Here is a 21,652-nt window from a genome sequence, read left to right on the forward strand (position 1 = left end):
GCCTCGTGCGTGTCTACCGTTCAAATCTTGGCATGGATGGCGAGCGGGTGCCATCGCGCGCTGCCGGCTCGTTTCAGCCGCGCCCAGCCGCACAGCGAACAGCGTTGCGGCCAGGAGCCGCGCCTACGGCCGGCGTATCAAAGCCCCGCCGCCCTGGCCCGCGCCGCGTGCAGCTTCTTGTAGCTGTCGATCAGGCGCAGGTGCTTGTCGAGGCCTTCCAGCTGCATGCTGGTCGGGGTCAGGCCATAAAACCGCACGCTGCCGTCGACCGAACCGATGGCCGCGTCCATCCGCTCGTTGCCGAACATGCGGCGGAAGTTGGTCTCGAAATCGGCCAGCTCCAGCTCGTCGTCCAGCTGCACTTCCAGCACCACGTTGAGCGCCTGGTAGAACAGGCCGCGCTCGACGGTGTTGTCGTTGTACTGCAGGAAGGCCTCGGTCAGCTCCTTGGCCTCGTCGAACTTGTTCAGCGCCAGGTAGATCAGCAGCTTGAGTTCGAGGATGGTCAGCTGGCCCCACACGGTGTTGTCGTCGAACTCGATGCCGATCAGGGTGGTGATGTCGGTGTAGTCGTCGCCGTCGTACTGCTCCAGGCTCTTGAGCAGGCTCCTCAGGCGCATGTTGCTCAAGCTGTGCAGGTTGAGGATGTCGGAGCGGAACAGCAGCGCCTTGTTGGTGTTGTCCCAAATCAGGTCCTCGACCGGGTAGATCTCCGAGTAACCCGGCACCAGGATGCGGCAGGCGTTGGCGCCGAGGTCGTCGTACACCGCCATATACACCTCCTTGCCCATGTCTTCGAGGATGCCGAACAGGGTCGCGGCCTCCTGGGCGTTGGAGTCCTCGCCTTTCCCTGCGAAGTCCCACTCGACGAACTCGTAGTCGGCCCTGGCGCTGAAGAAGCGCCAGGACACCACGCCGCTGGAGTCGATGAAGTGCTCGACGAAGTTGTTCGGCTCGGTCAGCGCCTGGCTCTCGAAGGTCGGCTGCGGCAGGTCGTTGAGGCCCTCGAAGCTGCGCCCCTGGAGCAGTTCGGTGAGGCTGCGCTCCAGCGCCACCTCGAAGCTCGGGTGCGCGCCGAAGGAGGCGAATACGCCGCCGGTGCGCGGGTTCATCAGGGTCACGCACATCACCGGGAACTCGCCGCCGAGCGAGGCGTCCTTGACCAGCACCGGGAAGCCCTGCTCCTCCAGGCCCTGGATGCCGGCGAGGATGGCCGGGTACTTGGCCAGCACCTGCTGCGGCACGTCCGGCAGGGCCAGTTCGTTCTCCAGGATCTCGCGCTTGACCGCGCGCTCGAAGATTTCCGACAGGCACTGCACCTGCGCCTCGACCAGGGTGTTGCCGGCGCTCATGCCGTTGGACAGATACAGGTTCTCGATCAGGTTGGACGGGAAGTACACCGTCTCGCCATCGGACTGGCGCACGAAGGGCAGCGAGCAGATGCCGCGCGCCTTGTTGCCGGAGTTGGTGTCGTACAGGTGCGAGCCGCGCAGCTCGCCGTCCGGGTTGTAGATGGCCAGGCAATGCGCGTCGAGGATCTCTTCCGGCAGCGCGTCCTTGGGGCCGGGCTTGAACCAGCGCTCGTCGGGGTAGTGAACGAAATCGGCATTGGCGATTTCCTCGCCCCAGAACTGGTCGTTGTAGAAGAAGTTGCAGTTCAGCCGCTCGATGAACTCGCCCAGCGCCGAGGCCAGCGCGCTCTCCTTGCTCGCGCCCTTGCCGTTGGTGAAGCACAGCGGCGACTGGGCGTCGCGGATATGCAGCGACCAGACGTTGGGGACGATGTTGCGCCAGGAGGCGATCTCGATCTTCATCCCCAGTTCGGCGAGGATGCCCGACATATTGGCGATGGTCTGCTCCAGCGGCAGGTCCTTGCCGAGGATGCGCGTGCCCGGGCCTTGGGTCAGCGCCGGCATCAGCAGGGCCTGGGCATCGGCGTCGAGGTTGGCCACCTCCTCGATGACGAACTCGGGGCCGGCCTGCACCACCTTCTTCACCGTGCAGCGGTCGATGGAGCGCAGGATGCCCAGGCGATCCTTCTCGGAGATGTCCGCCGGCAGCTCGACCTGGATCTTGAAGATCTGCTGGTAGCGGTTTTCCGGGTCGACGATGTTGTTCTGCGACAGGCGGATATTGTTGGTGGGGATGTCGCGGGTCTGGCAGTACAGCTTGACGAAGTAGGCCGCGCACAGCGCCGAGGAGGCCAGGAAATAGTCGAACGGCCCCGGCGCCGAGCCATCGCCCTTGTAGCGGATGGGCTGGTCGGCAATCACCGTGAAGTCATCGAACTTGGCTTCGAGACGGAGGTTGTCGAGAAAGTTGACCTTGATTTCCATGCGCGGGTACCAGACAGCAGCGAGACGAAATGGCCGCCATTATCCGGCTTTTGCGCGGGAAGTCTTGTCTTGCCGCCGCGCGGGGATCGGCGCAGTGGCTACGCCGGGTAAAACGCGGCGCGGTTTTCCGCCCCGGGGCCTGGCCGCAGCGCGGGATGCAGGGCGCCGCGCCATCAAAGCTTGACGCAGGCGAACAGCGCATTGCCGGAGGCGCCGTCCCAGGGCAGCAGTTTCTGGTAATCGTGCTCCAGCACCTGCACCGCGAAGTACGGCGCCAGCAGCGCCTGCAGCTCGGCGAAGCTCACCGCCACCATGGGGTGTTCGTCGTGCCAGACCTGGGTCGCGTCGGCCAGCGTGCGTTCGATGCGCAACCTCAGCGTCTGCCGCTCGCCCTCGCCCGGGTAGTGCCAGCCGGAGCCGAAACGCAGCTGGCCGCCGGCATGCTCGGCGCTGTGGTAGACGAACGAGGCGTTGTCGATCTTGTGCTTGTCCACCGCGTTGAAGCAGAACAGCCCGCCGGCGGCCAGGGCGCCGTGCACGCTGGCGATGCAGGCCTGCAGCCGCTCGATGCTGGCGCTGTAGTGGATGGAGTAGAGAAAGCAGGTGATCAGATCCAGCGGCTCGTCCGCGCTGAAGCCGCACATGTCCTGCCGGGCAAAGCGCGCCTCCGGGCAGCGCAGGGCGGCTCTATCGAGCATCGGCTGATTGATGTCGAGGCCGCCGCTGGCATAGCCGGCATCGAGAAAATGCCGCACGTGCGGGCCGGTGCCGCAGGCCAGGTCGAGGTGGCGCCTGCCGCCGTTGCCGAACAGCTGCTGCAGGCGCTGCACGCAGTGGCTCTGCGTCTGGTAGTCGATATCGGCGCACAGCAGATCGTAGTAACCCGACAGGTCGGTATAGAGGGCGTTGCCGGGCATGCTGACCTGGGGTTGGACCGGGTGATTTGCGGGCGCGCATCATAGCCCAAGCCGGCCACCGGAAGCACCGGCAGGGCGGCGAGCGGTAGCGCTGGCTGCAAGCCCGAGCGCTACAGGGCCACGGTGGGCCGACCGGCATTGCGCCAGCCGGCGAAGCCGTCGATCAGGTAGCGGGCATCGAGCCCCATCGCTTCGAGGGTGGCGGCGATGCCCTGGCTGATTTCGCGGCCATGGGCGCAATAGAGCACCACCGGCCTGTCCCGCGGCACCGAATCCTTCCAGGCGAGCAGCGTCTCGGGCGCATGCCAGTGCGCGCCGGGGATGGCGGCCGCATCCGCCAGCCGTGCCGCCTCGCGGCGCACATCCAGCAGGGTGAAACTGCGCCGCGCCGCTTGCCACTCGAGCAGTTCGCAACTGCTGATCCGGCCCATGCCACACCTCTACGTTGGCTAAGGAAATTCTGAAAAAGCCATTTATCGTCACTCCAGCGAAGGCGGGAGCCCAGGCACTCCGGAGGTTCTGGATTCCCGCCTGCGCGGGAATGACGACTATTTCAGTTTCCCTAATAGGTGCACCGCCTGCGGCGCGGTCTAGACCCCCCTGGCCAGCACGATATCGAACGTCCCGCGCCGGCCCTGGCCATCCGCCTCCAGGGCGATGACGTTGTCCGGGTGCTGGCTGGCCCAGGGGTCCTCGGCGATATGGGGGTCGCCGGCGAAGTACAGTTGCAGGGTCACCGGCACGTGCAGCGCTTCCATCACCCGGAAGTGGATATGCGCCGGCCGGGTGATCCCGCCGTACTGCTCCAGCCCCGGCAGGTTCGGCGGCACCGGGTAGCGCCCGGGCATCACCGTCTCGATGCGGTAGCGGCCCTGGGCGTCGGTGTAGAGCATGCCGCGCAGGTGAAAGCGGCCCTTGTCGGTGTAGTTGCCCGGCGTCTGGGTGTCGTACAGGCCGGCGCCGTTGGCCTGCCAGACTTCGACCAAGGCGTTGGCGATTGGCGTGCGGCAGTCCGCGCTGAGCACCGTGCCGCTGACCACCAGCCGCTCGCCCGCCTCTTCCGGCCCGGCCAGCTGCGCCAGAAATGGCGCGCCGAAGCGGTAATAGGGGCCGAGGATATCGCCGGCCGTGGGCCGACAGAGCTGCTGCGCCAGGGCCGGCGCGGCCAGCAGGCCACCGCCGAGCACGGCGCCGCCATAGAGAAAGTGACGCCGTGTAAGGCCGGCGCCAGGCCTTTGCCGTTTATCCACCGCCGCCTCCTGGCCGGGAGCGCCCCGGCATCCCGAGCACGGCAGCCCGAGCCCGAATGCAGTCAGTCTAGCTCGCCGTCCGGGGCGTGACGCTGGCGCCAAGCGCCGCTTGTCCAGGCGAGGCCCGCCGGCGACGGGGCCGAGGATGCCTTGTCAGGCCAACGCCTGGGATGTGCCACCGACCATTGCCGGCATCGATAGTTACCATCAGGTCAATGAAGTTCTCTTAAAAATTCACCTGCGTACCATCTGCTCCATACCCAAGCAGCAACCACCCCGGAGCACACCGCCATGAAACGCCAACTCATCCTCAGCTTCGCTTTCTCCGTACTGGCAGCCAACGTATTCGCTGCTTCTTCCGCCCAACCTGTTGTCGCCGAGGGCGGTGCCGATCGCCTGATCGAAAGCCGCATCGCCGAAGGTGGCTCGGACCGCCTGATCGAAAGCCGCGTCGCCGAAGGTGGTTCGGATCGCCTGATCGAGAACCGCGTCGCCGAAGGTGGCTCGGATCGCCTGATCGAGAACCGCGTCGCCGAAGGTGGCTCGGACCGCCTGATCGAGAACCGCGTCGCCGAGGGTGGCTCGGATCGCCTGATCGAGAACCGCGTCGCCGAAGGTGGCTCGGATCGCCTGATCGAGAACCGCGTCGCCGAAGGCGGCTCGGACCGCCTGATCGAAAGCCGCGTCGCCGAAGGCGGCTCGGATCGCCTGATCCAAAGCCGCGCGGCCTGATCCAGCGCCCCTGATGATCGAGACCCGCGCATGACGACAACGCCACTGCAGCCAGAAAAAGACCGGCCCAATCAGCCGGTCTTTTTTTATCCGCCGCCGGCCGGCAGCCACGCCCACGAGGCGCGCCAGGCCGCACGAGGCGCCCCTTGCACTGCGCGGCGGAAAACCCTGCGCGGTTGACCAGCCGTCTTGCCAAGCTCCGGAACTTCGCCTATCCAGAAGGGTCTGTGCTGCGCCGCCGACCCGGCGGTTTCCCCTCAACGGACGGCCCACAAGGCCTGTGAAGCAAGGACTCTTATGAACGCGAATAAACTGCCGCTGCTCGCCCTCGCCTGCGCCCTGCCGCTGGCCGCCTGCGCCGCCACGCCCGAGGCGCTCAAACCCTACCCGGCCGCCGCCGACGGCTACGCCCGCCACGTGATCGAGCTGCCGGCGCAGGCCAACGAGGCCGAGCACAAGGTGGAACTGATCGCCGGCAAGACCCTGGAGGTGGACTGCAACCAGCAGCGCCTCGGCGGCCAGTGGCAGGAGAAGACGGTCGAAGGCTGGGGCTACAACTACTACCAGTTGGGCCAGGTCGGCCCGGCGGTCAGCACCCTGATGGCCTGCCCCGACGGCAGCCGCAAGCCGGCTTTCGTCCAGGTCGGCGGCGAGCCCCTGCTGGTGCGCTACAACAGCAAGCTGCCGCTGGTGATCTACGCCCCGGCAGATGTCGAGGTGCGCTACCGCATCTGGTCGGCCGCAGCCGCCGCCAGCCCGGCGCCGCGCCAGTAAGGCCCCAGGTTTCAGAGCCCGTCGCCATGGCGGGCGCCGCCACCCGGCAGCTCGGCGTGCCCTGCGCCCGGCAGGCGGCTACAATGCGCGCCTTGCCCGTGCCGCCGGATAAAAGAAAACGCCATGTCCCTGCCCAAACACCACCTGGAACTGCTCAGCCCTGCCCGCGATGTGGCCATCGCCCGCGAGGCCATCCTGCATGGCGCCGACGCCATCTATATCGGCGGGCCGAGCTTCGGCGCGCGGCACAACGCCTGCAACGAGGTGAGCGAGATCGCCGAGCTGGTGGAATTCGCCCGCCGCTATCACGCGCGGGTGTTCACCACCCTCAACACCATCCTCCATGACGACGAGCTGGAGCCGGCGCGCAAGCTGATCCACCAGCTCTACGACGCCGGCGTGGATGCGCTGATCGTGCAGGACATGGGGGTGATGGAGCTGGATATTCCGCCGATCGAGCTGCACGCCAGCACCCAGACCGATATCCGCACCCTGGAGCGGGCCAAGTTCCTCGATCAGGCCGGCTTCTCCCAGCTGGTGCTGGCGCGCGAGCTGAACCTGCAGGAAATCCGCACGATCAGCGAGGCCACCGACGCGGCCATCGAGTTCTTTATCCACGGCGCGCTGTGCGTGGCCTTCTCCGGCCAGTGCAACATCTCCCACGCGCAGACCGGGCGCAGCGCCAACCGTGGCGACTGCTCGCAGGCCTGCCGCCTGCCCTACACCCTCAAGGATGAGAAAGGCGGGGTGATCGCCTACGAGAAGCACCTGCTGTCGATGAAGGACAACAACCAGAGCGCCAACCTGCGCGCGCTGGTCGAGGCCGGCGTGCGCTCGTTCAAGATCGAGGGGCGCTACAAGGACATGGGCTACGTGAAGAACATCACCGCCCATTACCGCAAGGAACTCGACGCCATCCTCGAGGATCGCCCGGACCTGGCCCGCGCCTCCAGCGGCCGCACCGCGCACTTCTTCCTGCCCGATCCGGACAAGACCTTCCACCGCGGCAGCACCGACTACTTCGTCACCGAGCGCAAGGTGGACATCGGCGCCTTCGACTCGCCGACCTTTACCGGGCTCTCCGTTGGCCAGGTCGAGAAGGTGGGCAAGCGCGACCTGATCGCCGTCACCCATGAGCCACTGTCCAACGGCGACGGCCTCAACGTGCTGGTCAAGCGCGAGGTGGTGGGTTTTCGCGCCAATATCGCCGAATTAAAAGGTGAGTTCGAGGAAGAAGGCGAGAAGCGCTACCGCTACCGCGTCGAGCCCAACGAGATGCCCGAGGGGCTGTTCCGCCTGCGCCCGAATCACCCGCTGTCGCGCAACCTCGACCACAACTGGCAGCAGGCCCTGCAGAGGACCAGCGCCGAGCGGCGTATCGGCGTCAGCTGGCAGGCCGAGCTGCGCGAGCAGCAGCTGAAACTCACCGCCACCAGCGAGGAAGGCGTCAGCGTCGAGGTCGCCCTGCCCGGTCCGTTCGGCCCGGCGCAAAAGCCTGCACAGGCGCTCGACGGCCTGCGCGATCTGCTGACCCAGCTCGGCACCACCATCTACCACGCCCAGGGCGTGACCCTGGACGCGCCGCAGGCCTTCTTCGTGCCCAACTCGCAGCTCAAGGCGCTGCGCCGCGAGGCCATCGAGGCGCTGACCGCGGCACGCGTCGCCGCCCATCCGCGCGGCAGTCGCAAGGCCGAAGCCATTCCTGCGCCGGTCTATCCGGAGGCGCATTTGAGCTTCCTCTACAACGTCTACAACCAGAAGGCCCGCGACTTCTACCACCGCCACGGCGTGCAGCTGATCGACGCGGCCTACGAGGCGCACGAGGAAGCCGGCGAGGTGCCGGTGATGATCACCAAGCACTGCCTGCGCTTCTCCTTCAACCTCTGCCCCAAGCAGGCCAAGGGCGTCACCGGCGTGAAAACCCGCGTCGCGCCGATGCAGCTGATCCACGGCGACGAGGTGCTGACCCTGAAGTTCGATTGCAAGCCGTGCGAGATGCACGTGGTGGGCAAGATGAAGGGCCATATCCTCGGCCTGCCGCAACCGGGCAGCGCCGCCACCCAGGTGGTCGGCCAGATCAGCCCGGACGACCTGCTCAAGACCATCCGCCAGAAGCCGGGCTATAGCCACTGAGCCCGGCTGTTCGGTGCGCGCCGTCCCGTAGGGTGTCGCGGGGCCGCCTAGGCCATGCGCACCGGGGAGTTCTCGGTTTCGGTGCGCACGGCGCACCCTACGCGGCATTCGCCATTCGTATGAGCCCCTCCGTATGGCGCCGTGCGCACCGGCTGGCCCCTCAGCTAAGCGGACTAAGCACCTCGATCTGGCGAACCTCGAAATCGCGGCGCAGGTAATCCATGCGCTTCTCGTGGAAGGCGCGCATATGCGCCAGCGCCGTGTGCTCGGCGAACGCCTCCGGCGACGCCCAGACCTCGTAGAAGATAAACAGCGTGGGGTCCTGCGCGTCGCGCAGCATGTGGTACTCGATGCAGCCGGGCTCGGCGCGGCTGGGCTCGACATGGGCGCGGAACAGGCGCTCGAAGGCCTCGGCCTGCTCCGGCCTGGTGTGGGCGTGAAGGATAAAGGCGTGCATGCAAGACCTCCTGCAAAAGCGTTGTTTGCCGCACTCTAACGCAGGATAAATCCTGACATTCGTGCCTTTCACTCAACAATCATTTGCCTGACCCGCTCTGTTTCCCGCGCAGGCGCGCCGCTAACCTGCCGCCATTCTTTTGCGGAGACAGCCATGAAAAACATCCTTCTGCTCGACGGCGGCAAGCAGTTCGCCCACTCCAACGGCCAGTACAACGCCACCCTGCACGAGGCCGCCGCGGCCTTCCTCGACCGCGCCGGGTTCGATATCAAGACCACCTTTATCGACGGCGGCTACGACATCGAGGCAGAGGTGGAGAAATTCCTCTGGGCCGACGTGGTGATCTACCAGATGCCCGGCTGGTGGATGGGCGCGCCCTGGACGGTGAAGAAGTACCTCGACGAGGTGTTCACCGCCGGCCACGGCAGCCTCTACGCCAACGACGGCCGCACCCGCTCCGACGCCTCGCAGAAGTACGGCAGCGGCGGCCTAATCCAGGGCAAGCAGTACCTCCTGTCGCTGACCTGGAACGCCCCGCAACAGGCCTTCGACGACCCCAGCGATTTCTTCGAAGGCAAGGGCGTGGACGCCGTGTACTTCCCCTTCCACAAGGCCAACCAGTTCCTCGGCATGACTGCCCTGCCCACCTTCCTCAGCACCGACGTGATGAAGCAGCCGAATATCGAGCGCGACGTGGCCCGCTACCAGCAGCATCTGGCCGAGGTGTTCCAGGTCAAGGGCTGAGTTCAGCGCCCGCCGAACAGCGCCGTCCAGTAGATGCCCGCGTCGCTCTGCGGATCGCTGGCGTAGGCCGCGCCGAGGTCCCGGTACTGCGGGTGCATCAGGTTGGCGCAATGCCCGGGGCTGGCCAGCCAGCCCTCGACCACCTTGGCCGGCGTATCCAGCGCCGCGGCGATGTTCTCGCCAATCTGCCCACCGGCATAGCCGGCCAGTTCGGCGCGGTCGCCGGGGGTGCGGCCGTCGCGGCCCTGATGGGCGAAGAAGTTGCCGTTGGCCATGGCCCGGCTGTGCGCTTCGGCGGCGCTGCCCAGCTCGGCGTTCCAGGCCAGCGGCGCGGCGGCGGCGAAGGCCTGGCCGCCGCACTGGCGCGCCTGGGCGCGGGCGGCGTTGATCTGCTCCAGCAATTTCTGCCCCTCCGCCTGCCAGTCCCCCAGGCGGCCGCTGAGCAGCGGCCGTGCCAGGACGATGCGCCAGTCGCGCTCGGCGCGGCTGACGCCGATATCGACGAACTGCGGGTCGAGCAGCACCCGGCAGAAGCTTTCCGCCAACGCCTGCATCGCCGCCTGCGCATCGCGCGGGCCGGACAGGCTGATGGCCTGCACGTTGACCAGCGGATAGCCCGCCGCACTCAGGGCCTGCTGCAGATCGCCGGTGCCGGCCGCCGGCAGCAGCAGGCGCGCATCGCTGGCCAGCGGCGGCAACGGCTCGGAGGCCTGCACGCCGCAGCGCTGCACCTCGCCGCGATAGGCGTTGATCGCCTCGACCAACGCGCCCTCCTCGGCCGCCTGCGCCGCCGCGGCGAACAGGCCCAGTGCCAGAACCAGTGCAGAAAGGGACAAGCGCATGGAACTCTCCTTAACCAACCGATGGCGCAGATGATGCGCGATTGCCGCCGTCCAGGCCTAGCCCTCGGCGGCGGCGCAGCGCGCTTATAGGCCGCCCCATTACCCTGCGCCGCCAGGGAGCGTATGGTGATAGTTCCATCCCTCACGGAGGAACCGCCATGTTCAAGGTAACCCGCAACGGCGATCAGCGCCTCGATGTGGACTTCGCCGGCAAACTGGACAGCGACGCCATGCGCGCCGCCCTCGACGAGCTGACCCAGGCCGCCGAAGGCATCGAGCACGGGCGCATGCTCTATCGCATCGGCAACTTCGAGTGGCCGACCCTGGGCGCGGTGGGCGTCGAGCTGGCGCGCATCCCGCAGCTGCTGCGTTTTATCCGCCAGTTCGACCGCGTGGCGGTGGTGGCCGATCAGCAGTGGCTGCGCACCGCCAGCCAAATGGAAGGCGCGCTGATTCCCGGCCTGACGATCAAGGCGTTCGACTCGATCCGCGAGGCGGAAGCCGAGGCCTGGCTGCAGCAGTGAAGGTATCGCGCTGCCGGAGGCGATCCGGCAGCGCGGGCCGCGGCGGCATCAGCCGAGCTGGTCGACCATCACCGCGTTGCTGTAGACCAGGCTGCCGTCGCTGGCGCGGTGGCCGACCAGGTGGAACTGGCCGCGGCGGTCTTCGCCACTGAGGTAGACCCGCCACTGGCAATCGGACAGCGGGCCGCATTCGGCCGGGGTGACCAGCTCCATCGCCGCCATGTCGGCATCGACCATCATGTCCTTGCCGCCGCTCTTCTGCAGCTCTTCCTCGGCGCGTTCCAGGCGTAGGTGATCGGCCTCGCTGACGCGGAAGTGAAAGGTGCCGATGGGCGTGGATTTCTGCTCACCGCTGCCTTTACGCCAGCCTTCGATGGTCAAGGTATTCATATCCGGACCTCCTGAAAGTGGGTGCCACAAGCCCGCCGCCCGCGGCTAGGCCATTGGACAACAGTTTAGTCGACTGGCTGCAGACGCAGGACAGGCGGCAACGGCGTTTGCCTGGCCGGCCGATTCGGTTAGGCTCTGCCCCTCAATCCAACGGAGGTATCCCCATGGCCCGCGCCACTGCCCGTCACATCCTGGTTGCCAGCGAAGACAAGTGCAACGAACTGAAAACCGCCATCGAAGGCGGCGCCGACTTCGCCCAGCTGGCGAAGGACAACTCCACCTGCCCGTCCGGCCGCAACGGCGGCGACCTGGGCTCCTTCGGCCCGGGCCAGATGGTCAAGGAATTCGACACCGTGGTGTTCAGCGCGCCGGTCGGCGTGGTCCAGGGCCCGGTGAAGACCCAGTTCGGCTACCACCTGCTGGAAGTCACCAGCCGCCAGGACTGATCCGCGCGGCGCTGGCGTCGGCGCCCGGCCGACGCCGTCACTCCAGCCCCGCCGCCTGCACCCGCCACAGGCGCAGCCGCTCCAGCAGCTTGCCGCCCCACACATTGATCAGCAGCCCGCCCATCACCAGCGCCGCGCCGAGCAGTTGCAGCGCGCCCAGGCGTTCGCCCAGCAGCAGCGCCGCGCAACCGATGCCCACCACCGGCACCAGCAACGAGAACGGCGCCACCTGGCTGGCCGGGTAGCGCGACAGCAGGCGACTCCACAGGCCATAGCCGAGAAGGGTCGCGGCGAACGCCAGGTAGGCCAGCACCAGCAGCGCCTCCACCCCGAAGCCGCGCAGCGCACTTGCGATCGCCGCCGGCCCTTCCAGCCACAGCGACAGCCCCAGAAAAGGCAGCGGCGGCACCAGGCTGCCCCAGACCACCAGGCCGACCAGGTTCACCCGGCCCAGCTTGCGCGTGACGATATTGCCCAGCGCCCACATCGCCGCGGCGCCAATGGTCAGGGCGAAGCCTGCCAGGGTCATCGCCTGGCCGCCCTGCAGGCCGATCAACGCCAGCCCGGCGGCCGCCACCAGCAGGCCCAGCAGGTTGCTCGCGCGCAGGCGCTCGCCCAGCAGCAGCGCGGCGAGCAGCAGGGTGAAGAAGGCCTGCGACTGCAGCACCAGCGAGGCCAGCCCGGCCGGCATGCCCACCTGCATGGCGTAGAACAGGCAGGCGAACTGGCCCAGCGAGATGGTCAGGCCGTAGGCCAGCAGCCAGCGCAGCGGCACCTGCGGGCGGCGCACAAAGAGAATCGCGGGAAAGGCGGCGAGCAGGAAACGCAGCGCGCCGAGCAGCATCGGCGGCATCTCGTGCAGGCCGAGCTTGATCACCACGAAGTTCAGGCCCCAGACGACTATCACCAGCAGCGCCAGCAGCAGATCCTTGGGCGACATGGGGCAATCCTCGCGGTCGGGGAGCGGCCATTAGAGCAAGCGCATAGCCTGCGCGGCAGACACAGTGAGCGCGGAAAAACGCCACACAGTGCGCTGATCGCCCGTCCTGTGCCGCTGGCCGTTCTGCCGCGCCGCGCCCTTTGCTACCCTGCGCCCTCCTTCGCCGCGGCCGCTGCTATGAGCCTGTCCGACTTCCTCCTGTTCGCCCTGCCGGCGATCTTCCTCACCGGGCTGTCCAAGGGCGGCTTCGGCGGCGCCCTGGGCGGCATCGCCGTGCCGTTGCTGGCGCTGGCCACCTCGCCCAAGCAGGCGGTGGCGATCATGCTGCCGATCCTCTGCCTGGCCGATCTGGTGGGGCTGAAGGCCTACTGGGGCAAGTGGGACGCGGCCAACCTCAGGGTGATGCTGCCCGGCGCGCTGATCGGCATCGTCATCGGTGCACTGACCTTCGAGCTGTTCGACGAGCGCAGCATCGGCCTGCTGATCGGGGCGATCGCGGTGAGCTTCGTCGCCCTCGGCCTGCTCGCCGGCAACCAGGCGCCGCGGCCGCTGCACAGGGGCCGCGGCCTGTTGCTGTCGAGCCTGGCCGGCTTCACCAGCTTCGTCGCCCACGCCGGCGGGCCGCCGGTGATGATGCACCTGCTGCCGCAACAGCTGGACAAGCTGCGTTTCGTCGCCACCATCAACCTGTTCTTCCTGCTGACCAACGCGGCCAAGCTGGTGCCCTACGCCGCCCTGGGCCAGTTCAGCCGGGACAATCTGCTGCTGAGCCTGATGCTCGCGCCCATAGTGCCGCTCGGCGTGTGGAGCGGCCTGTGGCTGCAGTCGCGGGTCAACCACCAGTGGTTCTACCGCATCGCCCGGCTGGGCATCCTGCTGGCCGGCGTGCAGCTGATCTGGCGCAATCTGTAGCCCTCATCGCCCCTGCAGGAGCGGCTTTAGCCGCGAAGCTGGCAGCAGAGGGGATTCAGTCCGCAGCCCGCCGCCGTTGGAGCTACAGCCCCAGGATCTCGCGCAACTCGCGCGCCGTCGGCATCCGCGCCGAGATGCCGCTGGCGAAGTCGAAGCGCTTGGCCGTGGCCAGCGGCCCGACCAGCACCGGATCGAAACCGGCATCGGTCACCAGACGCGCCGCCACCTCCAGCGCCGCCTCGTCGTCGCCGGCCAGCGGGATGGCCAGTTTCTCGCCGCTGCGATGGGCCTGGCTGCGCAGGTTGTGGGCGGAAATGGCGTTGAACGCGCGCACCAGGCGCACGCCGGGCAGAAAGCGCTGCGAGGCCAGGCCGGCGCCCAGCTCGCGGGCCTCCTCGGCCATCGGCCCGTCGCGTTCCGGGCGCGGATTGCCGGCATCCAGCAGCACCTTGCCGGCCAGCTCGCCGGCAAGGTCGCGGCCGATCTGCGGGGTGGCGGCGTAGGGCACCGCCAGCAGTATCACCTGGCCGAACTCGGCCGCCTCGCGCGGGGTGCCGACCCGGGCACGCTCACCCAGCTCGAGGGCCAGCGGCTGCAGACGCTCGGGATGACGCGAGGACATCATCACCTCGTGCCCGGCCTCGACCCACAGCCGCGCCAGCGCGCCGCCGATATTGCCGGTGCCGATGATGCCGATGCGCAGGGCGTCCGCGTGCGCCGGGGCGCCGCCCAGCAGCACCAGCAGGCCCAGCGCGGCGGCGCAACGATGCAGGAAAGGGGACATGGCGACCTCCTCGAACGCGTCATGGCGACACAGGCCAAGCATAGAAAAGCCGCACGCGACGACCGTCGCCGATTCGCAACAGGGCGTTGCCCGCCAGCTATGCTTGAAAGGCGATAACGCATTGCAGCCGGCTGCAGGGGCCGAGGAGGTGGCAGTGACCCGAATGCATTTACCCCGTCAATGACCCACTTCCCGGAGACACGACCATGAGCAAGAGCATGGATTCCCACAAAGAAGGCAAGAAGAAGCCGCTGAAAACGGCACACGAGAAACGCATGGCCAAGCGCGAGAAGAAACACGGCCAGACCCTGCTCGGCAGCCACTCGCCCAACGCCTGAGCCCCAGCCTGCCGGCGCAGAACCGCTGCGCCGGCGCTTCCCCCGCCGCAACGCCATCCGGGAAATTGCGCGTGCCGCCGGCGCCGCAAGGCACTAGAATCCGCAGCCTAACCGATCGTCCGGCCGCCCCGCGCCGCGACGCCGTCTCACCTATCGGCCAGGAGACCCCAGATGGGCGCCCAGTGGAAAGCCAAACCCAAAGAAGCCGCCGCCAATGCCCGAGGCAAGATCTTCGGCAAGCTGGTGAAGGAAATCATGATCGCCGCGCGTAACGGCGCCGACCCGGACACCAACGCCAAGCTGCGCCTGGCCGTGCACCAGGCGAAGAAGGCCTCGATGCCCAAGGACACCCTGGAGCGCGCGATCAAGAAAGGCGCCGGCCTGTCCGGCGAGGTGATCAACTACGAGCGCACCCTCTACGAAGGCTTCGCCCCGCATCAGGTGCCGCTGATCGTCGAGTGCCTGACCGACAACGTCAACCGCACCGTGGCCGAGATCCGCGTGCTGTTTCGCAAGGGCCAGCTCGGCGCCTCCGGCTCGGTGAGCTGGGACTTCGACCACGTCGGCCTGATCGAGGCCAACACCGACGACGGCGCCGACCCGGAACTGGCCGCCATCGAAGCCGGCGCCCAGGACTTCGTCCCCGATGACGAGGGCGCGACCCTGTTCATCACCGAGCCGACCGACCTCGACGCCGTGTGCAAGGCGCTGCCGGAGCAGGGCTTCACCGTCAACTCGGCCAAGCTCGGCTACCGCCCGAAGAACCCGGTGAGCAGCCTGACGCCGGAGCAGCTGGAAGAAGTCGAAGCCTTCCTCGAAGCCATCGACGGCCACGACGACGTGCAGAATGTCTACGTCGGCCTGGCCGGCTGACGCTCACTGGGCGCCCTGATCCGGCGCCCATATCAGGCAAGGCTTCCAGCCCCCTGTAGGAGCCCCGCCCCGGGGCGAAGCTTTGCAACTTGCGTTGTCCGGGGCCGCCAGAGACGCAATCAGTTCAGTGCTTGCCCCATGAAAACCACCCTGCATATCGCCGCCGCCTGCCTGTTCGACCAACGGGGCCGCCTGTTGCTGGTGCGCAAGCGCCACACCCGGTTCTTCATGCTGCCTGGCGGCAAGCGCGAAGCCGGCGAGGATGCCCTGGCCGCCCTGCGCCGCGAACTGCATGAAGAATTGGAACTGCAGCTGGACGACGCGGCGCTGCACCCGCTCGGCCAGTTCCAGGCAAGCGCCGCCAACGAGGCCGATACCTGGCTGCAGGCGGAAATCTTCCACGCCGCCCTGCCCCACGCCGTACAACCGGCGGCCGAACTGGAGGAACTGCGCTGGTACGCCGCCGGCCAGCCCTTCGACGGCGAGCTGGCGCCGCTGCTGCGCGAGCAGGTGCTGCCCGCCCTGGCCGCGCGCCTTTATTGATGGCTATGTCCCTGTTAGCTGTCGCTAGGCGCTCCAAGGAAGGCTCGGGGGCCTTGTCGGGTGGGTCGGGCGACGATCCGCAACCACCACTGGTGGGCTAAAGCCCACCCTACGGGCCTTTGCACCCACTCCCAACACTTAACGCAGACATAGCCTTATTGATCCACGGCAAGTCTGGCCACACCGCCAAGCGCTAGGCTGCGCCGATAACCAGAACCCTTAGTTTTGCGTGCAAACCCACAGCAACCCGAGGTTTGCCATGAGTATCAGCTCCGCCCAGATCTGCCAGGCCGCCGACCGGCTGCAAGGCTTCGTCGGCTTCAACGCCAAGACCGGCCGATACCTGCTGCGTTTCTCCGAGGACAGCTTCGGCCTCGACGTGCCGGCCGAGACCATCACCCCGACCTGCGAATACGTCTGGCACGCCGAGGCAGACGGCCTGATGCGCCTGGATCGCCAGCGCCTGGCCTGGCTGCAGGAGCAGCGCATCGACGAGCGGGTCAAGCTCGGCGAGGCGCTGCGCCTCTACCTGCGGCGCAGCGACCTGCCGGAAATCCGCGCGCAGCGGCGACGCCTGACGCCGGCCTGAGGCATGGGGTGCATCGGCAAATTATCGGTGCGCACGGCGCACCTTACGGGACGTACGGCGCCCCGAACCTTAGGGCCATGCGCACCAACCCAGGCGGCGTATTGCCGATGCGAAGGGTGCCCCTCCGGCTCAACCGAGCAGCTGCATCGACGCGGCGCCGAGGCCGGCGCCGACCAACAGCAGCACGACGCCGCCCAGCCATAGCCTGCCGGTACTGGCCGCCGGCGCCGCGGCGGCGGGCGTCGCCTTGGCCTGAGCGGCGCGCAGCGGATTGGCCGCCGCCGGCGCGGCCTTGGCGCTGGCGCGCGGCACCTGCGGTACCGGGGCGATCTGCGTGGCGCCGCTGGCGAGCGCCTTGGGCAAATCGGTCACGCGCATAAACTGGGTGGCATCCTCGTCCGGCGTCTCGCTCAGGCTGACCTTCGGCCCGATCACCAAGAGGCTCACCGAGCCCATCTTCAACTGGTCGCCCGGCTGCAGCACGGCGGTTCTGACCTTCTGCTGGTTGACCGTCACGCCGTTGGCCGAAGCCAGGTCCTTGACCTCCAGCACGTCGTCCTTGAGGAAGAACTCGCAGTGCCGGCGCGACAGCTCCGGGTCGCCGAAGCACAGCTCGCACTTGCTCGAGCGGCCGAAGGTCATCGAGCCGTGGATATGGAACTTGCGTCCCTGGTGCTCGCCCTGGATCACCTGGAGGAACCAGCGCGGCGCGGCGGCCTCGGGACGCGCCGCGCTCTTCGCCGGGTCGACCAGCAGCAGCTCGACGCCACCCAGGCGCACGCGGTCGCCGTCGCGCAGCTGAAAGCGCGTGCCGATGCGCTGGTCGTTGACATGGGTCGCGCCCTGGCTGGCATCGCTCAGGTAGTAGTAACCGTGATCCTGGCGAATCTCGGCATGAAAGCTGGCGATCCCGGCATCGCCGAGCACCAGCTGGTTGCGGCTGTCCTGGCCGATGGTCAGGCGTTCTTCGGTCAGCCAGACCGGCGCTTGGCGGTTATCCAGGAACTGCAATCTGAGCATCTCGGGCGCCTCGGATCAGTCGAAAAGGTTGTTCAGCAAACGTTTGATCGGGTTCTGCTGGGCCGACGGCGCGCTGCGCGGCCGGCTCGCTGCCTGGCGCACGCGCTGCTCATGACCGTCGTAGAGCGCCAGCAGGCGTTCGTTGTCGGGTTCGGCCTTCAGCCCCTGCTTGATCTGCTCCAGCGCCAGGTTGTACTCGCGCCGCGCATAGGCCGCCTCGCTCTGCTCGATGAAGCGCTGCGCCACGCGGTTGATCCCGGCCTGCGCCAGCAGGTTGTCCGGCTCCCAGCCGAGCACCTGGCGGAAGTAGTGCACCGCGCTGTCGTCCTCGGGCAGGATCAGCAGGCCCTCGCCCAGGCGCTGCTCGGCCAGTTCCAGGTACTGCTGGATGCGCGCCTGCAATACCCGCTGCAGGCCGTCGGCGGCCTGGGCGTTATCGGCATCCAGGGCCAGGGCCTGGCGGAAATAGTAGTCGGCGTTGTCCTGCGCCGGGGCGAGCAGTTGGCCTTCGCGCAGGCGCGTTTCACCGAGGGCGAGCAGCCCGGCGATGCGCTGCTGCAGCTGCCAGTAGTAGCCGCCGGCGCTGCCGGCGCCGAGCAGCAGCACACCGAGCAGGGCCCAGGGCAGCCAGCGACGCTTGGCCCTGCGCGGCGCCGGCCCGAGCGCCGGGCTCAGGCGGGTGTGATCCTGCTCGGCGTCCTGCAGTTCGTCGAGGCTGGCCAGCAGCACGTGGCAATCGGCGAAGCGATCCTGCGGGTCCTTGGCCAGCATGCGCTCGAGCAGCCACTGCCACTCGCCCAGCGGCTCGGGCAGGGGCGGCGGTTGCAGCTGCAGCTGGTTCATCAGGGTCTGGGTGTAGTTGGCGCCGCGAAAGGGGTTATGCCCGGTCAGCATCTCCAGCAGGATCACGCCAAGGCTGTAGATGTCGCTGCGCGCATCCAGCGCCTGGCACTGCGCCTGTTCCGGGCTGCTGTAGGCCGGGCTGCCGACGGCGATGCCGGACTGGGTCAGCTCGCTGTCCAGCTGCAGCTGCTTGGCCACGCCGAAGTCGGTGAGCACCGCGGTGCCGTCGTCGCGAAACAGGATATTGCCGGGCTTGATATCGCGGTGCACCAGGCCGCGGTCGTGCACCAGCGCCAGGGCGCTGGCGATCTGCCGGACGATGCGCAGCGCCCGCGCCGGTTCCAGGCGCTGGCCCTTGTACTGGGCCAGGTCGCCGCCGGCCAGGTATTCCATGGCGAGAAAGTGACGACCGTCGGCCAACTGGTCGATGCGGTAGATGGTGATGATCGACGGATGCTGCAGGGAGGCGACGATATGGCCTTCCTGGATGAAGCGCTGGGTGAAGGCCTGGTCCTCGCGGTGCAGCAGCACCTTGAGCGCCACCTGGCGCTGCAGCGCCTGCTCGGTGGCCAGGTAGACCTCGGCCATGCCGCCCTTGCCCAGGCGGCCGTGGATGCTGTAACCGGGTACGCTGATCGGAGGCTGACTCATGCGGCTGGACTGGCGCTCAGGGTTGACGGGGTTTGAACAGTTTGCGCAGCAGGCCGCGGGGCGGCGCTTCGCGCGGTTCGGCAGCCGGGCCGAGACCGAGGACGATGCAGCTGATATTGTCCCTGCCGCCATGGCTATTGGCCAGCCCCACCAGTTGCTCGACCATCGCCTCCAGGGTCTCGGCCTCGGCGCAGCAGCGCTGGATCGCCGCGTCGTCCAGCTCGCCGCTGAGGCCGTCGCTGCACAGCAGCAGCAGTTCGTCGGGCGCCAGCCGGGCGTGCAGCAGGCCCACCTCCGGCGCCTGCTCGCCTTGGCCCAGGCACTGCAGGATCAGGTTGCGCCGCGGGTGCTGGCGCGCCTCCTCGGCGCTCATCTGGCCGGCGTCGACCATAGCTTGCACCCAGCTGTGATCGTGGCTGAGCTGCTCGATGCGCTCGGCGCCGATGCGATAGGCACGGCTGTCGCCGACCCAGGCCAGCTCGAACGCATCGCCCGCCAGGCGCACCGCCACCAGGGTACTGCCCATGCTCGCCTCTCCGGCGCCCGGCCCCGCCGCGTCGGCAATCGCCCGGTGCGCGGCCTGCACCGCCGCGGCCAGCTCGGCGCCCTGCTGCAACGCCTCGATCAGCCCCTGCAGCGCCAGCGCGCTGGCCACCTCGCCGCGCTCGTGGCCGCCCATGCCATCGGCCAGCGCCCACAGGCCGAGCTCGGGGCGACAGGCCAGGGCGTCCTCGTTGTGCGTGCGCACCTGGCCGGCGACGCTTTGCGCGGCGAATACCACGGATGGGGGCGATGACTGGGACACGCGCAGATCCTTGAGCTGATGGCGGGCGGCCCATGATGCGGCGGCGCCGGCGAACTGTCACCGGCCACCCGGCTGCAAATGCGCAGCGGTTAACCAAACCGGCCTCAACCGCTGGAGCGACTCGTCGGCCTGGCGCAAATGCTGGCACTTTGCTCAGGATCTACCCTTGCCATAAGCGGTCAAAGCTCTGCATGCTTGCCGCATAACAACGACAAGAACGCTTATGGCCATCAAGACTGCCCGCTTGCTCAAGCGCCTGCGCGAAGATTTCCAGCTGTCGATCATCACCCTGATGGGCCTGTTCGGCGTCCTGGGCATCTCACCCTACGCCGTGTACCGCCTGCTGCACGGCAACTACCTGGTGGGCATCGCCGACACCATCATCGTGCTCTCCACCCTGTTCGCCGTGCTCTACGCCTGGCGCACCCGCGACACGGTCAAACCCGGCATCTACCTGGCCACGGTGTTCTCCATCGGCTCGACGCTGATCGCCATCAACCTGGGGGTCAACGGCCTGTTCTGGATCTACCCGCTGATCCTCTTCAACTTCTTCATGGTCACCCCCCGCAAGGCCCTGCTGGCCACCGCCCTGGTGCTCGCCTGTCTGGTGGCGCACGCCCTGCTGGTGCCCGGCAGCGTGTTCGACAGCCACTACCAGATGGTCTCCTTCCTGGTCACCGGGATGATGGCCAGCGTGCTCAGCTTCATCTTCGCCGTCCGCACCCGCACCCAGCGCGACCAGTTGCAACTGCTGGCCATCCATGACCCGCTGACCGGCGCGCGCAACCGCCGGGCGATGAACGAGGAACTGAAGATCGCCATGTCCAGCCACCGCCGCCACAGCGACAGCTTCGGCCTGCTGGTGATGGACCTGGACCACTTCAAGCAGATCAACGACCGCTTCGGCCACCACGTCGGCGACCAGGTGCTGGTGGCCTTCGTCGAGCTGGTCAAGCGCTGTTCGCGCAAGGAAGACCGCCTGTTCCGCTTCGGCGGCGAGGAATTTCTCCTGCTGCTGCCCAATACCGAACTCGACGGCCTGCACGCCGCCGCCCAGCACTTGCTGAAGCGCGTCGCGAGCGAACTGGAGAGCCCCGGCGGGCCGGTGACGGTGTCCATCGGCGGCGCCATCCTGCGCAGCGGCGAACACTGGGAAAGCTGGCTGCAACGCGCCGACGAATGCCTCTATCAAGCCAAGAGCGGTGGCCGCAACCGCGTGGTCATCGACCGCAACGACCCCGCACCGCAAGCGAACGCCGCCCACCACGCGGCGGATCGTCGGCGCTGACGCCACGCCCGTCGCGAGGCCGATCGCGCTCAGCGGCTGCGTTGCTGCTGGTAACTGCCGTTGCCGGGTTGCAGCTCCAGACGCAAACCGCCGGGATACTCGATGCTCTGCCGAATGCCCCCGCGAACCTCGCTGGCATGGCTGCCGTAGCGGCTCTCCTCGCGCAGCGGCGCCTGCGGCAGGCGCTGGCCGCCATAGAGATCGTACTGCTGGAAATGCGCCGAACCGGACACGCTGCCGCTGGCGCCGGGGCTGACATAGCTCTTGGGAATCACCCGGATCGGCTGCGTGGCATCGGCCCAGGAAGGCAAGGCCCATGCACAGAACAGGATCGGCAGCAGCTGTCGGAGCAACATGGGCACCTCACAGGCAGAACCAAGGTTCCCGGCATTCTACGCCCGAAAACGCCAAGGGCCTGCATCGCTGCAAGCCCTTGGGTTGGATGGTGCCGGAGACAGGAATCGAACCTGCGACCTTCGCGTTACGAGTGCGCTGCTCTACCGACTGAGCTACACCGGCGG

The 21,652-nt window shown here is 67.7% G+C and carries 24 protein-coding genes and 1 tRNA gene; 11 read left to right on the plus strand and 14 right to left on the minus strand.

The features are described 5' to 3' along the window. Nucleotides 1–137 precede the first annotated feature (137 nt). The 4 genes from ACIGKL_RS04420 to ACIGKL_RS04435 form a co-directional block, all read right to left on the minus strand. Nucleotides 138–2,336 (minus strand): OsmC domain/YcaO domain-containing protein, encoded by a 2,199-nt coding sequence (locus ACIGKL_RS04420; protein WP_397485492.1) that lies wholly within the window; start codon nt 2,334–2,336, stop codon nt 138–140. Between the two features lie 173 nt (nt 2,337–2,509). After that, on the minus strand, nt 2,510–3,253 hold the full coding sequence (locus ACIGKL_RS04425) for a class I SAM-dependent DNA methyltransferase (protein ID WP_397485493.1): 744 nt from the start codon (nt 3,251–3,253) through the stop codon (nt 2,510–2,512). A gap of 110 nt (nt 3,254–3,363) precedes the next feature. Beyond that, entirely contained in the window at nt 3,364–3,684 is a 321-nt protein-coding gene (locus ACIGKL_RS04430; RefSeq protein ID WP_397485495.1) for a rhodanese-like domain-containing protein, read from the minus strand. A 159-nt stretch (nt 3,685–3,843) separates the two neighbouring features. Beyond that, the gene (locus ACIGKL_RS04435) at nt 3,844–4,503 is read right to left on the minus strand and encodes a twin-arginine translocation signal domain-containing protein (RefSeq protein ID WP_397485496.1); all 660 of its coding nucleotides are present in this window, start codon (nt 4,501–4,503) and stop codon (nt 3,844–3,846) included. Nucleotides 4,504–4,794: 291 nt separating this feature from the next. On the opposite strand from ACIGKL_RS04435, the gene ACIGKL_RS04440 reads away from it, so the two are divergent. The 3 genes from ACIGKL_RS04440 (at nt 4,795) to ACIGKL_RS04450 (ending at nt 8,142) form a co-directional block, all read left to right on the plus strand. Next, a complete protein-coding gene (locus ACIGKL_RS04440; protein ID WP_397485497.1) occupies nt 4,795–5,235 on the plus strand; it encodes a phage infection protein in 441 nt (146 codons plus the stop codon). A gap of 297 nt (nt 5,236–5,532) precedes the next feature. Then, nucleotides 5,533–6,009, plus strand: a complete 477-nt coding sequence (gene eco / locus ACIGKL_RS04445; RefSeq protein ID WP_397485498.1) for a serine protease inhibitor ecotin — start codon at nt 5,533–5,535, stop codon at nt 6,007–6,009. A gap of 123 nt (nt 6,010–6,132) precedes the next feature. Next, complete coding sequence (locus tag ACIGKL_RS04450; RefSeq protein ID WP_397485499.1) at nt 6,133–8,142, plus strand: U32 family peptidase; 2,010 nt, start codon at nt 6,133–6,135, stop codon at nt 8,140–8,142. A 160-nt stretch (nt 8,143–8,302) separates the two neighbouring features. Here the strand turns inward: ACIGKL_RS04450 and ACIGKL_RS04455 are convergent, their stop codons facing one another. Continuing rightward, nucleotides 8,303–8,599 (minus strand): putative quinol monooxygenase, encoded by a 297-nt coding sequence (locus ACIGKL_RS04455; RefSeq protein WP_397485501.1) that lies wholly within the window; start codon nt 8,597–8,599, stop codon nt 8,303–8,305. A gap of 153 nt (nt 8,600–8,752) precedes the next feature. Between ACIGKL_RS04455 and ACIGKL_RS04460 the strand changes: the two genes are divergently transcribed. Next, on the plus strand, nt 8,753–9,343 hold the full coding sequence (locus ACIGKL_RS04460; RefSeq protein WP_397485502.1) for an NAD(P)H-dependent oxidoreductase: 591 nt from the start codon (nt 8,753–8,755) through the stop codon (nt 9,341–9,343). 2 nt (nt 9,344–9,345) lie between these two features. Here ACIGKL_RS04460 and ACIGKL_RS04465 read toward each other — a convergent pair whose 3' ends face one another. After that, entirely contained in the window at nt 9,346–10,185 is an 840-nt protein-coding gene (locus ACIGKL_RS04465; protein ID WP_397485503.1) for a CAP domain-containing protein, read from the minus strand. Between the two features lie 158 nt (nt 10,186–10,343). Here ACIGKL_RS04465 and ACIGKL_RS04470 point away from each other — a divergent pair, with 158 nt between their 5' ends. Further along, nucleotides 10,344–10,709: an STAS/SEC14 domain-containing protein gene (locus ACIGKL_RS04470; protein WP_021445079.1), complete on the plus strand. Its 366-nt coding sequence runs from the start codon at nt 10,344–10,346 to the stop codon at nt 10,707–10,709. 48 nt (nt 10,710–10,757) lie between these two features. Here ACIGKL_RS04470 and ACIGKL_RS04475 read toward each other — a convergent pair whose 3' ends face one another. Beyond that, on the minus strand, nt 10,758–11,099 hold the full coding sequence (locus tag ACIGKL_RS04475; protein WP_397485504.1) for a hypothetical protein: 342 nt from the start codon (nt 11,097–11,099) through the stop codon (nt 10,758–10,760). Between the two features lie 164 nt (nt 11,100–11,263). Between ACIGKL_RS04475 and ACIGKL_RS04480 the strand changes: the two genes are divergently transcribed. Further along, nucleotides 11,264–11,545, plus strand: coding sequence for a peptidylprolyl isomerase (locus ACIGKL_RS04480; RefSeq protein ID WP_021445077.1), 282 nt, complete (start codon nt 11,264–11,266; stop codon nt 11,543–11,545). Nucleotides 11,546–11,582: 37 nt separating this feature from the next. Here ACIGKL_RS04480 and ACIGKL_RS04485 read toward each other — a convergent pair whose 3' ends face one another. After that, nucleotides 11,583–12,485, minus strand: a complete 903-nt coding sequence (locus ACIGKL_RS04485) for an EamA family transporter (RefSeq protein ID WP_397485506.1) — start codon at nt 12,483–12,485, stop codon at nt 11,583–11,585. Nucleotides 12,486–12,662: 177 nt separating this feature from the next. On the opposite strand from ACIGKL_RS04485, the gene ACIGKL_RS04490 reads away from it, so the two are divergent. After that, a complete protein-coding gene (locus ACIGKL_RS04490; protein ID WP_397485507.1) occupies nt 12,663–13,397 on the plus strand; it encodes a sulfite exporter TauE/SafE family protein in 735 nt (244 codons plus the stop codon). A gap of 82 nt (nt 13,398–13,479) precedes the next feature. On the opposite strand, the gene ACIGKL_RS04495 is transcribed toward ACIGKL_RS04490, so the two are convergent. Continuing rightward, on the minus strand, nt 13,480–14,181 hold the full coding sequence (locus ACIGKL_RS04495) for an NADPH-dependent F420 reductase (protein WP_397485508.1): 702 nt from the start codon (nt 14,179–14,181) through the stop codon (nt 13,480–13,482). A gap of 509 nt (nt 14,182–14,690) precedes the next feature. Here ACIGKL_RS04495 and ACIGKL_RS04500 point away from each other — a divergent pair. The 3 genes from ACIGKL_RS04500 to ACIGKL_RS04510 all read left to right on the plus strand — a co-directional run bounded on the left by ACIGKL_RS04500 (nt 14,691) and on the right by ACIGKL_RS04510 (nt 16,524). Further along, nucleotides 14,691–15,392 (plus strand): YebC/PmpR family DNA-binding transcriptional regulator, encoded by a 702-nt coding sequence (locus ACIGKL_RS04500; RefSeq protein ID WP_397485509.1) that lies wholly within the window; start codon nt 14,691–14,693, stop codon nt 15,390–15,392. 138 nt (nt 15,393–15,530) lie between these two features. Continuing rightward, on the plus strand, nt 15,531–15,935 hold the full coding sequence (locus ACIGKL_RS04505; RefSeq protein WP_397485510.1) for an NUDIX domain-containing protein: 405 nt from the start codon (nt 15,531–15,533) through the stop codon (nt 15,933–15,935). 259 nt (nt 15,936–16,194) lie between these two features. Continuing rightward, a complete protein-coding gene (locus tag ACIGKL_RS04510; RefSeq protein ID WP_397485511.1) occupies nt 16,195–16,524 on the plus strand; it encodes a DUF2025 family protein in 330 nt (109 codons plus the stop codon). 129 nt (nt 16,525–16,653) lie between these two features. On the opposite strand, the gene ACIGKL_RS04515 is transcribed toward ACIGKL_RS04510, so the two are convergent. The 3 genes from ACIGKL_RS04515 to ACIGKL_RS04525 are packed head-to-tail and all read right to left on the minus strand — an operon-like array spanning nt 16,654 to nt 19,843. Beyond that, nucleotides 16,654–17,544, minus strand: a complete 891-nt coding sequence (locus tag ACIGKL_RS04515; RefSeq protein ID WP_397485512.1) for an FHA domain-containing protein — start codon at nt 17,542–17,544, stop codon at nt 16,654–16,656. Between the two features lie 15 nt (nt 17,545–17,559). After that, nucleotides 17,560–19,038, minus strand: coding sequence for a protein kinase (locus tag ACIGKL_RS04520; RefSeq protein ID WP_397485513.1), 1,479 nt, complete (start codon nt 19,036–19,038; stop codon nt 17,560–17,562). A gap of 16 nt (nt 19,039–19,054) precedes the next feature. After that, complete coding sequence (locus ACIGKL_RS04525) at nt 19,055–19,843, minus strand: PP2C family protein-serine/threonine phosphatase (RefSeq protein WP_397485514.1); 789 nt, start codon at nt 19,841–19,843, stop codon at nt 19,055–19,057. Between the two features lie 223 nt (nt 19,844–20,066). Here ACIGKL_RS04525 and ACIGKL_RS04530 point away from each other — a divergent pair, with 223 nt between their 5' ends. Next, complete coding sequence (locus tag ACIGKL_RS04530; protein ID WP_397485515.1) at nt 20,067–21,131, plus strand: diguanylate cyclase domain-containing protein; 1,065 nt, start codon at nt 20,067–20,069, stop codon at nt 21,129–21,131. A gap of 29 nt (nt 21,132–21,160) precedes the next feature. On the opposite strand, the gene ACIGKL_RS04535 is transcribed toward ACIGKL_RS04530, so the two are convergent. Further along, entirely contained in the window at nt 21,161–21,487 is a 327-nt protein-coding gene (locus ACIGKL_RS04535; protein WP_397485516.1) for a hypothetical protein, read from the minus strand. An 87-nt stretch (nt 21,488–21,574) separates the two neighbouring features. Further along, nucleotides 21,575–21,650, minus strand: a tRNA-Thr gene (locus ACIGKL_RS04540). Between the last annotated feature and the right edge of the window lie 2 nt (nt 21,651–21,652).

It is taken from the genome of Pseudomonas sp. NPDC077186, from assembly GCF_044543505.1.
Taxonomy (GTDB): Bacteria; Pseudomonadota; Gammaproteobacteria; order Pseudomonadales; family Pseudomonadaceae; genus Aquipseudomonas.

Excerpts from the sequence above, each read along its gene's own strand:
- ACIGKL_RS04420 (WP_397485492.1), bottom strand. The coding sequence starts at position 2,336 with ATGGAAATCAAGGTCAACTTTCTCGACAACCTCCGTCTCGAAGCCAAG.
- ACIGKL_RS04425 (WP_397485493.1), bottom strand. The coding sequence starts at position 3,253 with ATGCCCGGCAACGCCCTCTATACCGACCTGTCGGGTTACTACGATCTG.
- ACIGKL_RS04430 (WP_397485495.1), bottom strand. The coding sequence starts at position 3,684 with ATGGGCCGGATCAGCAGTTGCGAACTGCTCGAGTGGCAAGCGGCGCGG.
- ACIGKL_RS04440 (WP_397485497.1), top strand. The coding sequence starts at position 4,795 with ATGAAACGCCAACTCATCCTCAGCTTCGCTTTCTCCGTACTGGCAGCC.
- eco (WP_397485498.1), top strand. The coding sequence starts at position 5,533 with ATGAACGCGAATAAACTGCCGCTGCTCGCCCTCGCCTGCGCCCTGCCG.
- ACIGKL_RS04450 (WP_397485499.1), top strand. The coding sequence starts at position 6,133 with ATGTCCCTGCCCAAACACCACCTGGAACTGCTCAGCCCTGCCCGCGAT.
- ACIGKL_RS04455 (WP_397485501.1), bottom strand. The coding sequence starts at position 8,599 with ATGCACGCCTTTATCCTTCACGCCCACACCAGGCCGGAGCAGGCCGAG.
- ACIGKL_RS04460 (WP_397485502.1), top strand. The coding sequence starts at position 8,753 with ATGAAAAACATCCTTCTGCTCGACGGCGGCAAGCAGTTCGCCCACTCC.
- ACIGKL_RS04465 (WP_397485503.1), bottom strand. The coding sequence starts at position 10,185 with ATGCGCTTGTCCCTTTCTGCACTGGTTCTGGCACTGGGCCTGTTCGCC.
- ACIGKL_RS04470 (WP_021445079.1), top strand. The coding sequence starts at position 10,344 with ATGTTCAAGGTAACCCGCAACGGCGATCAGCGCCTCGATGTGGACTTC.
- ACIGKL_RS04475 (WP_397485504.1), bottom strand. The coding sequence starts at position 11,099 with ATGAATACCTTGACCATCGAAGGCTGGCGTAAAGGCAGCGGTGAGCAG.
- ACIGKL_RS04480 (WP_021445077.1), top strand. The coding sequence starts at position 11,264 with ATGGCCCGCGCCACTGCCCGTCACATCCTGGTTGCCAGCGAAGACAAG.
- ACIGKL_RS04485 (WP_397485506.1), bottom strand. The coding sequence starts at position 12,485 with ATGTCGCCCAAGGATCTGCTGCTGGCGCTGCTGGTGATAGTCGTCTGG.
- ACIGKL_RS04490 (WP_397485507.1), top strand. The coding sequence starts at position 12,663 with ATGAGCCTGTCCGACTTCCTCCTGTTCGCCCTGCCGGCGATCTTCCTC.
- ACIGKL_RS04495 (WP_397485508.1), bottom strand. The coding sequence starts at position 14,181 with ATGTCCCCTTTCCTGCATCGTTGCGCCGCCGCGCTGGGCCTGCTGGTG.
- ACIGKL_RS04500 (WP_397485509.1), top strand. The coding sequence starts at position 14,691 with ATGGGCGCCCAGTGGAAAGCCAAACCCAAAGAAGCCGCCGCCAATGCC.
- ACIGKL_RS04505 (WP_397485510.1), top strand. The coding sequence starts at position 15,531 with ATGAAAACCACCCTGCATATCGCCGCCGCCTGCCTGTTCGACCAACGG.
- ACIGKL_RS04510 (WP_397485511.1), top strand. The coding sequence starts at position 16,195 with ATGAGTATCAGCTCCGCCCAGATCTGCCAGGCCGCCGACCGGCTGCAA.
- ACIGKL_RS04515 (WP_397485512.1), bottom strand. The coding sequence starts at position 17,544 with ATGCTCAGATTGCAGTTCCTGGATAACCGCCAAGCGCCGGTCTGGCTG.
- ACIGKL_RS04520 (WP_397485513.1), bottom strand. The coding sequence starts at position 19,038 with ATGAGTCAGCCTCCGATCAGCGTACCCGGTTACAGCATCCACGGCCGC.
- ACIGKL_RS04530 (WP_397485515.1), top strand. The coding sequence starts at position 20,067 with ATGGCCATCAAGACTGCCCGCTTGCTCAAGCGCCTGCGCGAAGATTTC.
- ACIGKL_RS04535 (WP_397485516.1), bottom strand. The coding sequence starts at position 21,487 with ATGTTGCTCCGACAGCTGCTGCCGATCCTGTTCTGTGCATGGGCCTTG.